Genomic DNA, 14899 nt, shown 5'->3' on the forward strand with positions numbered 1-14899 from the left:
GGCCGTCTCCGCGGATGCGGCCGCCTCCAGTCCCCGGCCGCGAGGACGCGGTTTGCGCCCCGGCCGTCTCCGCGAATGCGGCCGCCTCCGGTCCCCGGCCGCGAAGGCGCGGTTTGCACCCCGGCCGTCTCCGCGAATGCGGCCGCCTCCGGTTCCCGCCCGCGAGGGCGCGGCGCGCCCTACTCCGAGGGCGGAGCCCACTTCGCGGACAGGGAAACCGGGACCACGGTCTCCACAGTGGTGCCGTTGTGCTCCAACTCGGCGATGCGCACATCCACACCGAACACCTCCGCCAGGGTCCGTTCGTTCATGACCTCGCCCGTCGGGCCGACCACGGCCCGGTGCGCCGCGCTGATCATGAGGACCTGGTCGGCGACGCGCAGGGCGTGCGCCGGGTAGTGCGTGTTCATGATGACGGTGAGGCCGCGCTCGGCGACCAGGCGCTCGAGCAGCCGCAGGACGATGAGCTGGTTGCGGAAGTCCAAGCCCGTCTCCGGCTCGTCGAGCACCAGCACCGACGGCTCGGCCACCAGGGCGCGCGCGATCAGCACCATCTGGAACTGCCCGCCCGACATGGCGCGGCAGGGCATCCGCGCCAAGGCGGCCGCGCCGATGTCCTCCAGGGCCCGCAGCGCCATCTGCTCCTCCGCGCGCCCCGGCTGGGCGAGGACGCGCATGTGCGGGGCGCGCCCCACCATCACCATCTCCGCACCGCTCAGCCCGATGGCCGAGGCGTTGCGGGCCTGCGGCACGTACGAGAGCGCCCGCCCCAGCGCCCGCGGCGTCATGTCCGCGATGTCGCGCCCGTCGATCAACGAGCGGCCCCGGTCCCACTTCTGCAGGCCGATCATCGTGCGCAGCAACGTGGTCTTCCCGGCGCCGTTGGGGCCCAGGACGGCCATGAGGGAGCGCCCCGGGACCGTGAAGCCCACGTCGTCGAGGATGGGCGCCGGCGCGCCCGGGTAGGCGAAGGTCCCGCCTCGGACCTCGAAAGTCATGACGCGCCCCCCGTCCGGCGCAGCAGCACGATGAAGAAGGGCGCCCCGATGATCGCGGTGAGGATCGAGATCGGGATCTCCGAGGCCGTCAACGTGCGGGCCAGAGTGTCGATCGCGATCATCAGCGCCGACCCGAGCAGCAGGGACACGGGGATCAGCGCGCGGTTGTTCGACCCGCACAGCATCCGCGCGATGTGCGGCACCAGCAGGCCCACCCACCCCACTTGGCCGCACATGGAGACGACCGACGCCGTGATCGCCGTCGAGGCGACGACCAGGAGCGCCCGCAGCAGGGGGACGTTGACGCCCGCCGCGCGCGCCTCGTCGTCCGACAGGGCGAGGATGTTGAGCTGCCAGCGCAACGCGAGGACCACGATGGCGCCCCCGATGATGAAAGGCGCGCCGAGCGCGATCTGGCCGTAGCTGACCGCCGCCAGGGATCCCATAAGCCAGTACGTGATCTCCGGCAACTGGCTGGTCGGATCCGCCGTGAGCTTGAGCAGCGACAGCACGGCGTTGGCCAGCGCCGACACGATGACGCCGCCCAGCACCAGGGTGATGACGTTGAAACCGCCCGTCCGCGCCCGCGCGATGGACGTCGTGAACAGCACGGTCACCAGCCCCGCCGCCAGTGCCATCGCCTGCACGCCCAGCAGGTTCCCGTCGAGCAGCAGCGCCGCCACCGCTCCCACGCAGGTGCCCGCGGTGACGCCCAGGGTGTCCGGGGTGGCCAGGGGGTTGGAGAATAGGGATTGGAACGAGGCGCCGGCGACCGACAGCCCCGCTCCGATCAGCACCGCGACGATGACGCGCGGCACGCGCAGGTTGAAGACCACGGAGTCGATGCGGGGCGCCACTGCGGGGCCGGCGCCCAGGCGCGCGCGGAAGGCGGCGACGATGTCGGCCAGTGAGACCTCGTAGCGCCCCACCATGATCGCGCCCGTCGCGCAGGCGACGATGACGACCACGAGTGCGGGCACCACCCAGCGGCGCAGGCGGCCGGAGACGACCAGGAGATGGTGCATTGCGGGCTTTCGGCAGCGGCCCCCGCCCCGCCAGCCGACGGCCGGCGGGGCGGGGGCAGGGGGTCAGGAGGCGGAATCGGGGTCGACGATGGCCAGGGCCTGGGCGTCGGTGAGGGTGAAGGAGTACATCCGCTGGTAGTAGTCCTTCGTGATCGACACCAGGTCCACGTCGGCGAACTGGTCGGGGTACAAGGACTTGCCCAGCCAGTTCGCCACGACCGGGGAGTCCGGGTTCGGCGTGAACCAGTTCCACATGCCCAGGCCCGTGGAGTACACCCGCCCGGAGCGCACGGACGACAGCGTGGAGAAGTCGACGCCCTCGACGGTGTTGTCGAGCACGGACTTCGCCGTCATATTCGACATGCCCTTGCCCGTCACCAGCAGCACCTGCGGATCCCAGGCGAGCACCTGCTCGAAGGTGACCGGCGTGTGCGAGGTATCGGTGTCGGCGGTGACGTTCGTGTAGTTGAGGGATTCGGCCCACGAGTCCGTGAACCATCCGTCGCGGCCGCCCGCGACCGCGAGCTGCCCGTCCGCGGCCCCCATGAGGACCATCGTCGACTGGCGGTCGGCCTCCGCGACGCGCGAGGCGCGCTCCCTGGCGCCGGCGACCAGGTCCTTGCCCAGGGCGATCTTGTCGGCCATGTGCCCGTCCTGGTCGAAGACGTCCTCCAGGAGCTCCATCCAGTCAGCGTAGGTGTCGGACGGGTTGCCGGTGGTGGTGAAGCCCACGGCGGGGATCCCCGCCTTGCGGAACATCTCACCGTGCTCCTTGTTGAACGCGTTGTACAGGACCACGTCGACGCCGATACTGGCCAGGGACTCGGCGTTGAGCTCGCCGTTGTCGTAGTAGTCGGTCTGGACTTGGAGCATCTCGGGGGCCATCTGGGCGGCGATCGTGTCCGACATGGCTTTGACGCGCGCGGCCGACATGGCGACCAGGTAGGGGGCCTTCCCGTCGAAGTACGCCAGGTAGGTCGATTCGATGGGGATCTGGTCGATGGCCACGCGGGTGATCTGGGCGGGCAGTTCCACCTGGTTGCCGGCGTGGTCGACGATGGTGCGGGTGCCCGGCGCGGACTGGGGGCCGGTGGACTGCGTGGACGCGGTGCCGCCGCATCCGGCCAGGAACAGGGCGCCTGCGGCGGCGAGCGCGCCGAGGGCCTTGAGGGGGCTCTTCATGGTTGCCTCTCGTATGGGGAATTACGAGGGACAGGGTAGTAAGAATTAGGGGTTCCTCACAAGAGTAAGGGATCTTGTTCTTGTGGGCCGCGGGTGCTGGGCACCCAACCCAGCTCTGGGGCGATGCAGCGCGCGAAGTTCTCAATGATCGACAGGTTCGCGTCGACTCCCAGCTGGTTCGGGATCGTCAGCAGCAGTGTGTCCGCCGAGGCGACGGCGGCGTCCTGCTGGAGCTGGCGGACCAGTGCGTCCGGGTCGGCGGCGTAGGCGCGCCCGAAAGTCGTGGGGGACTGGTCGAGCTCGCCGACTTGGTCTCCCGAGGCCGCCAGGCCGTAGAGGCGGCGGTCGCGCTCGCTCAGCAGTGGGAAGACCGAGCGGGACACCGACACGCGGGGGGTCCACGAGTGCCCGGCCTCCTTCCAGGCCCGGCGGTAGGCGGCGATCTGCGCGGCCTGGAGGTCGGCGAAGGAGTCCTGGCCGGTCTCGAGGACCAGGGTGGAGCTCATGAGGTTGACGCCGTCGCGTGCCGCCCGTTGGGCCGAGGCGGTGGTGCCCGATCCCCACCAAATGCGCTGCCTCAACCCCTCGGAATGGGGGAGGATCCGCAGGGGCGTGCCCGGTGCGCACGATGTCGGGTACTGCTCGCCCAGGGGCGCTGCCTGGGCCATGGGCGCGCCCTCGATGGCTGCGAGGAAGCGCTCGAAGTTGGCGCGCGCCAAATCGGCCCCACGCGGATCCTCGGCGCGGTACCCGAAGGCCTCCCAGCCGCGCTGGGCGATCTCGGGCGCGCTCCGGGACATCCCCAGGGCGACGCGGCCGTCGGCGATCTGGTCGAGGGCGGCGGCCTCCTCCGCCAGGTGGAGGGGGTTCTCGTAGCGCATGTAGCGATTGCAACACCCGTTCACGTAAGCTTGGTTGCATGGTCGAACTGGTATCGCTGAGGAAGACGAACGAGGTTGCGGCGTACGTCCGCGCCTCGATGGACCGCAAGGGCGACCGATGGACCGTCGAGACCCAGCTGAGAAAGATCAGGGCGCTGGCCGAGGCCAAGGACTGGAAGGTCGTCGAGGTCTACGACGACAACGCGGTGTCCGCGACGAAGAAGCGCCGTGCTGGCACTCGGTGGGCCGAGATGCTGGAGGACGCCCGTGCGGGCAAGTTCTCGATGGTGGTCGCCGTGGACATGGACCGGCTCCTGCGTAGCACGAAGGACCTGAATACACTGATCGATCTCGGCCTGCGTGTCGTCACCGTTGACGGCGAGATCGACCTCTCGACGGCGGACGGGGAGTTCCGGGCGACGATGCTCGCCGCTCTCGCCCGGTTCGAGGCACGACGCAAGGCCGAGCGACAAATCAGGTCGAACGAGCGCCGACGCGCCGAGGGCATCCCCACGTCCGCCTGGAAGGCGTTCGGCTGGACGAGGGACGGCGAGTTGATCGAGGAGGAGGCCGCCGCCGTACGGCGGGCCTTCGATGCGTTCCTCGGCGAGCCGTCCCTGTCGATCCGGCGAATCCGCGAGGACCTGAACAGCGCCGGTCACTTCACCGCGCGTGGGTCGGAGTTCTCCGTCGATGCTGTGCGCTACCTGCTCGCGAACCCGCTTTACTGTGGCTACATCAAGCACTACGCGTCGGGCGAGCTGTACCCGGTTCAGGGCGAGGCGTTCCCGCCCATCGTCGGCGAGCAGACGTGGCGGGCCGCGGTGGCGAAGCTGGAGGACAACGTGCGGAGGTCGGCGAGGCAGGGGAACCAGCCGAAGTATCTCCTGTCCACGATCGGGCTGTGCGGGAAGTGCGGCGCGACGCTCGTCTCGGGGACGAACAGCCGCAAGCAGCCGACGTACCGCTGCGGCGAGCAGTTCCATCTCACCCGCCAGCGCGAGCCCGTCGATGCGATGGTCACCGAGGCGGTGCTCACGCGTCTGTCCTCGGTGGACGTGCACGACCTCGTGATGCCACAGGAGGACGATGGGCCGGATCGCGAGGAGCTGCTGACGGAGCGGAACGCCCTGGTCGATCGGGTGAAGGAGCTGAGCCCGCTGCTGCGCGACATCCATCAGCCGGTCCTGGAGATAACGGCAGCGATCAACGACGTGAAGGCCCGCATCGACGAGATCGACGCGGAGCTGCTCGACCGTTCGGTGTCGGCGGCGGCGAAGCTGCTCGCGGACGTCGAGGAGCCGGTCGGCACCGCGGAGCGCCGCGAGGTGGTCGAGGCGAAGTGGAAGGTGTTGGACGTGGACCGCCGCCGGATGCTCGTGGACGAGCTGGTGACGGTGACCATCGAGCCCATCACGCCCGGTCACGTGAAATTCGACCCCGACCTGATTCGGATAGAGCCGCGTCGCGACTGACTCATGAGTCGACTCGTCATTGCAATGGTGAGTCGACTCGTGGGAGAATGGTTGCAGACAAGAAGATCCCACCGGGGCCGCGACTTAGAAGCGCGGGGTTCTGCTCCCGGATGAGTAGCCGGTCAAACAGCCCAATTACCGTGGCGGGGAACCGGAAGATACTCATGTCTGAGGACTTCCGATGTCTGTCGTTATCGACATTCCCCGCGCATCCGCGCTCGACCGCCCTGGCCTCGATCAGGGCTCCACTCCTTCTCCGCAGGCAGACGGCCTCGATCCCGTCATCGCCGCCGCTCGTGCTGCTGGTCGTCTGGCCGGTGAACGCCTGGCTCGCACGCCCCTGACCCCGCGACAGCGCGCCGCGGTCGCCGCCGTGATGGGCGGTGGTCACTGATGAGCGCCAACTCCGCCGCCTTCGACCACGTGAACGGCTTCCGCTGGCGACAGGGCGACCCCTCCCTCGCCGAGTCCGAGGCACGTCTCTACGACCTCGGCGTGCTCCGCTCCGTGCTGGAGGAGTCCGTCGAGATCGCCGTCGCCGACGCCCGCGCCGATGGGGTGACCTGGGCGAAGATCGGCGACGCCCTCGGCGTCACGCACCAGGCTGTCATCAAGCGCTACGGCCGGGGCGGTGGTCGCTGATGCGCGCCGACGCACGCAACCTCAGCACCGCTCCCGCCGACCTGACCCCGCCCGGAGGGCCTGGCCTGGCACCCGCCGAAGGCGGGCTGCCCGTCGTCGTGATGACGGTCCGCAGCCGTGCTTCGCACTCTAAGAGTTTCGGGAGCCTCATTCGTTCCTACGGGCGCGGCAAGGGCTTGTCGATTGCCGCGTCCTGCAACAACGTGCCTGGTCAGCGGTCGGTTCCGCCCGCGCTCCGTCGCGTGGCCTCGTGGGATCATTTTGGGTCTCATTTGGGGGTCAATAGGGGGTCATTTAGGCGCCGCACTCTCTCTGAGGCCCTCCGCGCTGTCCGCGGCGGGGGTGGTCGCCGTGGCTAAGCAGGAGAACAACCCGACGAGCATCGGGCTCACGCAGTACCTCGATCCGTCGTACTGGACCTGGGCTGCCGAGGACCCGAACGGGGCCGCGCTGCTCCAGCAGGGAGCCGAAGCGATCCTCGCCTACGTGGTGCAGCGGCTCGAGGCCACCGGCTGCGAGGTCGTCGAGGCCTACGGCATCGTGCATGACAAGGACGAGCGCGAGGTCTGGAGCGACACGGAGAAGGCTCTGGTGATCGAGCCGAAGCCCGATCACCTGCACGCGGTCATCAAGTTCGCCAGCCGTGCGAAGAGCGCACCGCTGGATCGGCTCGCGTTCGGCATCGGCGTCGAGCCCCAGTACGTCGAGAAGCCGGGCCGCGGGCGGTACGCCTACGACAACATGCTGTCGTATCTGACGCACGTGAAGTACGCGGACAAGCACCAATACGCGCCTTCGGAGGTCGCTACGGTGCGTGGGCCTGACTACCTCGGGATCGACGCCCAGCGTCGGGAGACCTGGCTCAAGGGGCGCGCGCACGTGAAGAAGAAGGTCGTCGCCGAGAACTTCGAGGACATGCGCGAGCGCGTGCTCCAGGGCGAGTTCACGCGGGATCAGATCATGCTCACGGACGAGCTGTTCGACATCTACTCGCGGCATCAGCGGGAGATCGACGACGCGCTGTCGGCCTACGGCCAGCGCCGCGCATACCGGGCGGCGGCGAAGCTCCGCGCCGGTGAGTTCTCGACGCACGTGGTGTTCGTCCATGGGGATGCCGGGATCGGCAAGACCCGGTTCGCCACGGACTTCATCACCGAGGCGATCAACGCGGCGAACGCGCACGGCGAGCGGTGGCAGGTCTACCGGGCCGCGACGGGGAACCCGCTTGATGACTGGCGAGGCGAGGAGGTGCTGCTGCTGGACGATCTGCGGGCCTCGGCGATGGATGCGAACGACTGGCTGCTGCTGCTTGATCCGTACAACGCCTCGCCTGCGAAGGCTCGGTACAAGAACAAGGGCGAGGTGGCCCCGCGCCTTATCGTCATCACGGCGACGATCGAGCCTGTCGAGTTCTTCTACTACGCCCGCCAGAAGGGCAACGTGGACGAGGCGTTGGACCAGTTCATCCGCCGCTTGGCCTCGGTCGTGAAGGTCTATCGTGCCGACGACATCAATCGTTACCTCGTGCAGCACATTGGGAAGATCGAGCCCTACGAGTGGCACCAGTGCAGCATCCCGACCGCCGCACACACGCCCGGCATGTACGGCAACGCGTATCACCAGAACGTCGGGTCGCGGGAACTGACCTACGGTCCGGAGACCTCGGCGGAACATGACGCTGAGGGCGCGGTTGCTGAGCTGCTGGGCGGGCTCGCGGTGCGGAGCCCTGACGTGCCGCTGGCGCTGATCGGAGGTGCCGCATGAGCACCGAACGCGATGCGCTCTTCCAGGGGGTCGAGGGGGCCGGAGGCCCCTCGCAAGCAGCCGGGGAGGACATGAGCGCCAGCGAAATGTCCGACACGGCTACTGCTTGCCACTCTGGCGTACAGGTGGAGCAGCAGACCCACTCCCAGGTGAACACCGGTCGGGCTGATGCGGAGGCTGTGCGTCAGAGTCACGGCGGCGCGAAGCGTCGTCGTGGGGGCCGCGCGAAGCTCGATACCGACTTCGGAGAGGAGACGCTCGCGGCGCTTCGCACTCGTGCGAAGCGGCTCGGGCTGGCTCCGAGCACGTGGGTGCGGACCGTCGTCCGGGATGCCCTCCACGCCTCTCGGAGCGAGGAGTTGGACGCCGCCGTGGCCGCGCACCTGCTCGGGGTCGAGGCACGGGTGCAGGCGTCGGCGGATGCTCGCGAGCTGGCCGCGCAGATTCGCCCGCTGGCGATCAACGTCAACGACCTCGACCGCCGGGCGCGGGCCGGTGAGTCAGTGGCGCTGTCGGCGGAGGTGCCCGAGCTGATCGAGTCGCTGCGCGAGGTCCGCGCCCTGCTCGGGGATCGGGCGGCCTCATGAGCACCACGCACTACAGCCCGAGCGCCAGCGCCGCCGACACGGAGCGCTATATCCGTGGCAAGGAGGACGAGCGGGGCATCGCGATCACGTGCGATGTGCCGGGAGGCCCCGGCGCGTTCTCGGCGCGCGCTCGGTCGCTCACGCAGAACACGACGCGCGAGGTCGAGGCGGTGCATTACCGCCAGTCGTTCAGCGACGAGGAGTTCGACCCGAAGAGTCCGGAGGACGTGCAGCGGGTGAACGATCTCGGTTATCAGCTCGCGAAGAAGATGCACCCGGATTCCGACTGCCTCGTAGTCAGTCATGTGGATGGGCGGGGCAAGAAGCCGCACAACCACATCTTGGTCATCAACCACAACAACCGGACGGGGAAGGCGCTCTCGGACTATCGCACGTTCCACGACCGCAAGGCCGGGAATCAGCGGGGCGTCCAGTCGGCGAACGACCAGCTGATGCGAGAACACGGGCTCTCGGTCGTGAAGCGGCTGGAGCACGCACCGAAGGACTGGGAGCTGCGCCGCGAGGACTTCGCCGAGGGATCGCTCGACCGCGAGATGGGCGACCGGATGAGCGCGGCGCTGGCCGATCCCCGGGCGGTGGACAAGGCCGGTCTGGTCTCGGTGATCGAGGAGCAGAACCAGCGGCTCGGCGATGACGGGGAGCGGGTGCCGCGGATGCGGTTGCACAGCCCCGTCAGCAAGAAGGGCAAGCGCGCCGGGCAAGAGACCTGGACGCTCTACATCGAGGATCGCCGCGGCGAGTCCGGCCGCGCCGAGCGCCGCAAGCGCGCGAGCGCCCTCTCGGCGGACTTCACCCCGGAGGGCGCGCAGGCGTTCTTCGACTACCACCAGCAGCAGAAGGAGAAGGAACATGAGCGCAGCGCTCGACAGGCTGAAGCAGCAGAACGAGCCCGAGCAGTCGCAGCAGCAGCTCGGCAGTCCGGAGACGATGGAGCTGTTGACCTCGATCCTCGCCGCCGTCGAGGCGCAGAACACGAGGATCGCCACGCTGACCGAACAGCAGAAGAAGCTCGCGGGGTTCGTGAAGGTCATGGACGAGGAGACGACGAGGCGGCTGGAGCGGATCACGGCCCCGGCGTCGACCTCCTCGCCCTCCAGCGACGTGTCCGCGAGGATCGCGAGTATCGAGAGCAGGCAGAACGAGATCGCGAGCACGCTCGGCGAGTTCGCGCAGAGTCTCAACGGCGAGAGCTTGAACGCCGCGTCGCGGAGCTTGGTCGCGGAGGCGCAGAAGAATCGCGCGGCTACGGCCTCGGCGATTGAGGGTCTGAAGGCGTAGGTCACAGCGAACCAGAAGCTCGTGAGCCAGGTCGGCGGCGCGGTCCAGCGGATCGAGAAGCGCACCGAGGAACGGGTCGAGAAGGCTGTCGAGCAGGTCGCCGGGGAGGCTTCGGCCACGATGACCGCGAGCCTCGACGCCTCGAACGCGCGGGCGGAGCGGATCATCGCCGCGACGGCGAAGCTGGAGGCGCGACAGCTCTGGTCCGCCGCCGCCGCGATGTGCCTCGTTCTCCTGCCGGTGGCCGTGGTCGTCGCCGGTCTCTGGATGGGCATCGCCGGGCTCATCACGGGTGTTCAGTGGGCGCTGGACGTGGACGGGAGCGTGTGGCTCGGCATCGGCCGGTGGCTCGTGGTCGGCGCTGGCCTCGCCGGGGCCGGCTACGGGCTCTTCGCGTCCGTCAGCTGGGTTGCGGGTCTCGTGGAGACCTGGAAGGGCCGCGGGATGCCGAAGTGGCCCCGCTGGCGCAAGAGGTGATCACGCCTCACGAGGGCAAGCGCGCGCAGCGCGTGCGGCAGCCGCGACAACTGGACATTAGGTCAGCGGCTGCTGTATAGTTCAGTGCATGCTGACCATTGCTTCGCGTCTTGACGTCATGAACCGGCTCGGCCGGGCCATGGCCGACCCGACGCGCTCCCGCATCCTGATGTCCCTGCTCGACAGCCCGAGCCACCCCGCGGTGCTCTCGCGCGAGCTGGGGCTGACCCGCTCGAACGTGTCCAACCACCTGACCTGCCTGCGCGACTGCGGGATCGTGGTCGCCGAGCCCGAGGGCCGCCAGACTCGCTACGAGATCGCCGACCCGCACCTGGCCGCGGCGCTGACGGCACTGGTCGATGTGACCCTCGCCGTGGACGAGAGCGCGCCGTGCATCGACCCGGCCTGCTCGGTGCCGGGCTGCTGCGCCGCGAGCAGTTCGGGGGACGCCTCGTGAGCGCCGCCTGCGGCTGCGACGAGCCGACGACCAGCCCCGCGGACGAGGCAGAGGAGGCAGAGCGCCCGTGGTGGCGTGATCCCGGCCTGGTCGTGCCGATCCTCTCCGGCGTCGCGTTCGGCACCGGCCTGGCGCTGGAGTGGTCGGGGCTGCACATCGCGGCGCTGGTCGCGTTCTGGGCGGGCCTGCTGCTGGGCGCGTACACGTTCGTGCCCGGTGCGATCCGGAATCTCGTTGTGAAGCGCAAGCTCGGGATCGCGCTGCTGATGACGATCAGCGCCGTGGGCGCGGTGATCCTCGGCTACGTCGAGGAGGCGGCCGCGCTGGCGTTCCTCTACTCGATCGCCGAGGCCCTGGAGGACAAGGCGATGGACCGCGCCCGCGGCGGGCTGCGCGCGCTGCTGAAGCTCGTGCCGGAGACCGCGACCGTGCTGCGCGACGGGACCTCCGCCTCGGTCCCGGCCAGGGAGATCGCCGTCGGCGACGTGCTGCTGGTCCGCCCTGGCGAGCGGGTCGCGACCGATGGGCTGGTCCGCTCGGGCCGGTCGAGCCTGGACACTTCGGCGATCACCGGTGAATCGATCCCGGTCGAGGTCGCGCCCGGAGAAGCGGTGTCGGCGGGCGCGATCAACAGCGCCGGCGTGCTGGAGGTCGAGGCGACCGCCGCGGGCACCGACAACTCGCTGACCACGATCGTGGAGCTGGTAGAGCAGGCCCAGGCCGAGAAGGGCGACCGAGCCCGGATCGCTGACCGGATCGCCCGCCCGCTGGTGCCCGGCGTGATGGTCCTCGCCGTCCTCGTCGGCGTGCTCGGGTCCCTGCTCGGCGACCCGGAGACCTGGATCACCCGCGCCCTGGTCGTCCTCGTCGCGGCCAGCCCCTGCGCGCTGGCGATCGCGGTGCCCGTCACCGTGGTCTCCGCGATCGGCGCGGCGACCAAGTTCGGCGTCGTCATCAAGAGCGGGGCCGCCTTCGAGCGCCTCGGCGGCATCCGGCACCTGGCCGTGGACAAGACCGGCACTCTGACCCGCAACCGGCCCGAGGTAACCGCCATCGTCGCCGCCCATGGGTTCGACGATGCGCAGGTGCTTGCTTGGGCTGCCGCCGTGGAGCAGCACTCGACGCACCCACTCGCCGCCGCCATCGCCGCCGCGGGCCGGGGAACCCCCGCCGCGCAGGACGTGGCCGAGGAGGCCGGGCACGGCATCGGTGGCCTGGTCGACGGCCGCAGGGTGGCGGTGGGCAGTCCGCGCTGGATCGACGCCGGTCCGCTCAAGGCCCGGGTCGAGGACCTGGAGGCCGAGGGGCAGACCTGCGTGCTCGTCACCGTCGACGGCTTCCTGGCCGGGGCGATCGGCGTCCGCGACGAGCTGCGCCCCGAGGTCCCCGAGGTCGTGCGGACCCTGCGCGACCAGGGCGTCGAGGTGAGCATGCTCACCGGCGACAACTCCCGCACCGCTGCTGCGCTGGCGAAGCTGGCCGGGATCGGCGACGTGCACGCCGAGCTGCGTCCCGAGGACAAGGCTCGCATCGTCGCCGGGTTCTCGGAGACGTCGCCGACCGCGATGATCGGCGACGGCATCAACGACGCGCCCGCCCTGGCCGGGGCGACCGTGGGCATCGCGATGGGCGCGACCGGCTCCGACGCCGCGATCGAGTCCGCCGACGTCGCCTTCACCGGCCACGACCTCGGCCTCATCCCGCAGGCTCTGCGCCACGCCCGCCGCGGCGGCAGGATCATCAACCAGAACATCGTGCTGTCCTTGGCGATCATCACTGTGCTGCTGCCGCTGGCGATCACCGGCGTGCTCGGCCTGGCAGCGGTCGTCCTCGTGCACGAGGTCGCCGAAGTCGTCGTCATCGCCAACGGACTGCGGGCTGCGCGTGCCCGCAAGTAATAGGTGTTCCGTCCAACGCCATAACTCAGACATGCGCTAGCGCAGGTCGATGACGCCGGTGCCGACCTCGATGCGCCGGGTCCTGGCGGCCACGGCGGCCAGCAGTGGCATGGGGGCGGCCGCCTGGTTGGCGAAGTGGTGGACGCGGAAGTAGGCGCCGTTGACGCCGAGCTCGTCGGCCGCGACCGACAACTCGATGGCTTGGTGGAGGGCGTCGCGACCCGAGGGGCCCCTGCGCCCGGCGGGGGCGTAGTGGCCGAAACTGAGGAATCCGAATGACTTCATGGCATGGACACTAAAGGGGTTCGGGCGGGGGATCGAGCGCTTCCGCGGAGGGCAAGTCCACAGCGGGAGAGGGGAATGAAGCGCGCGCCGCCCATATTAGGTGAAATTTCAATTATTTGGGGCGGGAGCGGAACCGGGCCGTCGATGGCGCTGTGGGAGATGCCATAGTGCGGAGCCGTGCCAGTGGTTCCCGAGCGGCCCGGCGTGTTCGCGCCCGCGCTGGCCCCGCACCTCCGGGTACACGAAAACCGCAGGCCGTACGACCTGCGGTCTCATCGTGCGCGAGGGGGGAGTTGAACCCCCACTCCATCACTGGAACACGGACCTGAACCGTGCGCGTCTGCCTATTCCGCCACTCGCGCGTGCTTTGAAAGCATAAGGGGTGCTCCGTGCCCGCGTCAAACCGGGCGCCAGTGCCCGCGCGCACTGGTGCCCGCAGTGCCCCCGCGCACTGGCGCCCCCGTGCGCTCAGAGCAGGATCTTCGCCGCGACGATCGCCGACACCGCAGCCGCGCACACGAGCGCGGCCACCAGGTCGCGCCAGCCCAGTGACACGCGCTCGCCCACGGGCGGGCGCAGTCCGCCCCGCATCGACATGGCGCGCCCGGTCTCGGCCGCCCCCCGTGACGCCGCCGACAGCGAGGCGGTCACCACATCGATCGCGAGGCGCGCGTACCCCCGCATCGACATGCTCGCCATCTCGTCGCCGAGCCGCAACCTCACGGTGTCCATCACCGCGCCGGCCTGGTCGCGCAGCATCGGCATGCCCCGCAGCGCCTCGCCCATGATCAGCGCCCACTCGTCGACCGGCGCCCCGACGAGCCGCAAGGGCGCCAGGAACACGCGCAGCGCCCCCGCCATCGCCGCCGTGGGCACCGCCCACAGGAGCAGCGACGAACCCCACACGACGATGAGCGCGACGGACGAGGCGCGCAGGAAGACCTCCACCCCCTCGCCGAGCCACGCCCCCGCGCATCCGCCGATGAAACCGCTCCACAACCACACGGGCGGGCGGGGGAGCGCCCCCGCTGGCACGCGCAGCAGGGCGGTGGCCGCCACGAGCACAGCGGCGACCGCGCCCAGCGTCGCCCAGGTGGGGATCGTGATCACGAAAGTCGTCAGTGCCGTCCAGCACACGATCAGCGTGCCCGGCCACACCCGGGAGAGGAAGGACGGCCACGGCAGCGCGCGCGGCAGCGTGAAACCGGCGGATCTGCGGGGCTTGCGCCGTTCGCTCATGACAGGACCCCCTCGCTGAGGTGGTGGTGCGCCTGGCACAGGGAGTCCATCCCCTCCAGGTCGTGGGAGATGACCAGGACCGACAGCCCCGCGCGGCGGCGCTCCTCCAGCACCGCGATGAGCAGGTCGCGCGAGGCCTGGTCCAGGCCCGCCATGGGCTCGTCGAGGATGAGGACCCTGGGGCGCGACGCCAGCAGCCCCGCCAGGGCGACGCGCCGCATCTGCCCGCCCGAGAGCTCGTCGATGGAGCGCGACTGCAGGGCGGGGTCGAGGCCGACCGAGGCCATCGCCTCGTCGACGACGCGGTCCGCCTCCGCGCTGTGGCGGCCCTGCCTGGTGCCGATCACGGGCCCCATCCCGGCCGCCGAGAGGATATCGAGGCGCACGGTCGGGCGCTGCAGCTGGAGGCGCGCGAACTGCATGGACAGCGCGACGTCGCCGACCCGTGAGGTCATGGGGCGCCCGCCGAGTGTGCACTTGCCCCACGTCGGGGCCATCAGCCCCGTGAGGATGCGCGACAGGGTGGTCTTGCCGGATCCGTTGTCGCCGGTGATGAGCACGCCCTCCCCCGCCTCGACGATCAGGGAGACGTCCCGCAGGACGGTGTTCTCCCACGGGGTCGCCACGTCGTAGGAGTGCGCCACGCCGTCCGCCCACAGGCTCTCCGCAGCAGCGGACAGGGCGGGGGCC

The 14899-nt window shown here is 70.0% G+C and carries 15 protein-coding genes, 1 tRNA gene and 1 pseudogene; 9 read left to right on the forward strand and 8 right to left on the reverse strand.

Translation table 11 applies throughout. The features are described from left to right. Positions 1 to 179: 179 nt before the first annotated feature. From BH719_RS06855 to BH719_RS06870, 4 genes are all read right to left on the reverse strand, one after another. Positions 180 to 998, reverse strand: coding sequence for an ABC transporter ATP-binding protein (locus BH719_RS06855; RefSeq protein ID WP_009744089.1), 819 nt, complete (start codon positions 996 to 998; stop codon positions 180 to 182). Next, complete coding sequence (locus tag BH719_RS06860) at positions 995 to 2023, reverse strand: FecCD family ABC transporter permease (protein WP_009744090.1); 1029 nt, start codon at positions 2021 to 2023, stop codon at positions 995 to 997. Before BH719_RS06860 ends, BH719_RS06855 begins: the two co-directional genes overlap by 4 nt. Before the next feature lie 63 nt (positions 2024 to 2086). Next, a complete protein-coding gene (locus BH719_RS06865) occupies positions 2087 to 3205 on the reverse strand; it encodes an ABC transporter substrate-binding protein (RefSeq protein ID WP_009744091.1) in 1119 nt (372 codons plus the stop codon). Between the two features lie 56 nt (positions 3206 to 3261). Beyond that, on the reverse strand, positions 3262 to 4086 hold the full coding sequence (locus tag BH719_RS06870) for an LLM class flavin-dependent oxidoreductase (protein WP_009744092.1): 825 nt from the start codon (positions 4084 to 4086) through the stop codon (positions 3262 to 3264). A 38-nt stretch (positions 4087 to 4124) separates the two neighbouring features. On the opposite strand from BH719_RS06870, the gene BH719_RS06875 reads away from it, so the two are divergent. From BH719_RS06875 to BH719_RS06915, 9 genes are all read left to right on the forward strand, one after another. Next, positions 4125 to 5561: a recombinase family protein gene (locus BH719_RS06875; RefSeq protein ID WP_009744093.1), complete on the forward strand. Its 1437-nt coding sequence runs from the start codon at positions 4125 to 4127 to the stop codon at positions 5559 to 5561. 181 nt (positions 5562 to 5742) lie between these two features. Beyond that, positions 5743 to 5955 carry a hypothetical protein gene (locus BH719_RS09140; protein ID WP_009744095.1) on the forward strand — a complete coding sequence of 71 codons (213 nt, stop codon included), beginning with the start codon at positions 5743 to 5745 and terminating at the stop codon, positions 5953 to 5955. Then, on the forward strand, positions 5955 to 6203 hold the full coding sequence (locus BH719_RS06885) for a hypothetical protein (protein ID WP_003780556.1): 249 nt from the start codon (positions 5955 to 5957) through the stop codon (positions 6201 to 6203). Before BH719_RS09140 ends, BH719_RS06885 begins: the two co-directional genes overlap by 1 nt. Positions 6204 to 6554: 351 nt before the next feature. Beyond that, a complete protein-coding gene (locus BH719_RS06890) occupies positions 6555 to 7967 on the forward strand; it encodes a Rep family protein (protein WP_225792350.1) in 1413 nt (470 codons plus the stop codon). Continuing rightward, a complete protein-coding gene (locus tag BH719_RS06895) occupies positions 7964 to 8554 on the forward strand; it encodes a hypothetical protein (protein WP_009744096.1) in 591 nt (196 codons plus the stop codon). Before BH719_RS06890 ends, BH719_RS06895 begins: the two co-directional genes overlap by 4 nt. Next, complete coding sequence (locus BH719_RS09150; RefSeq protein WP_009397940.1) at positions 8551 to 9837, forward strand: relaxase/mobilization nuclease domain-containing protein; 1287 nt, start codon at positions 8551 to 8553, stop codon at positions 9835 to 9837. Before BH719_RS06895 ends, BH719_RS09150 begins: the two co-directional genes overlap by 4 nt. Before the next feature lie 37 nt (positions 9838 to 9874). Further along, entirely contained in the window at positions 9875 to 10330 is a 456-nt protein-coding gene (locus BH719_RS06905) for a hypothetical protein (protein WP_008731400.1), read from the forward strand. A gap of 88 nt (positions 10331 to 10418) precedes the next feature. Next, positions 10419 to 10787 (forward strand): Cd(II)/Pb(II)-sensing metalloregulatory transcriptional regulator CmtR, encoded by a 369-nt coding sequence (gene cmtR, locus BH719_RS06910; RefSeq protein WP_003780589.1) that lies wholly within the window; start codon positions 10419 to 10421, stop codon positions 10785 to 10787. After that, on the forward strand, positions 10784 to 12685 hold the full coding sequence (locus BH719_RS06915) for a heavy metal translocating P-type ATPase (protein WP_034255349.1): 1902 nt from the start codon (positions 10784 to 10786) through the stop codon (positions 12683 to 12685). Before cmtR ends, BH719_RS06915 begins: the two co-directional genes overlap by 4 nt. Before the next feature lie 39 nt (positions 12686 to 12724). On the opposite strand, the pseudogene BH719_RS06920 reads toward BH719_RS06915, so the two are convergent. The 4 genes and pseudogenes from BH719_RS06920 to BH719_RS09705 all read right to left on the reverse strand — a co-directional run. After that, positions 12725 to 12970, reverse strand: a pseudogene (locus BH719_RS06920) (LLM class flavin-dependent oxidoreductase); the annotation flags it as partial. 278 nt (positions 12971 to 13248) lie between these two features. Next, positions 13249 to 13332 (reverse strand) — tRNA-Leu (locus tag BH719_RS06925). 106 nt (positions 13333 to 13438) lie between these two features. Then, positions 13439 to 14209, reverse strand: a complete 771-nt coding sequence (locus BH719_RS06930) for a CbiQ family ECF transporter T component (RefSeq protein ID WP_009744100.1) — start codon at positions 14207 to 14209, stop codon at positions 13439 to 13441. Further along, positions 14206 to 14899, reverse strand: a 694-nt coding sequence (locus BH719_RS09705) for an ABC transporter ATP-binding protein (protein WP_009744101.1), incomplete at its 5' end; no start/stop codon positions are given. The genes BH719_RS06930 and BH719_RS09705, both read right to left, overlap by 4 nt.

This window comes from Pauljensenia hongkongensis (assembly GCF_001746855.1).
Lineage (GTDB): Bacteria > Actinomycetota > Actinomycetes > Actinomycetales > Actinomycetaceae > Pauljensenia > Pauljensenia hongkongensis.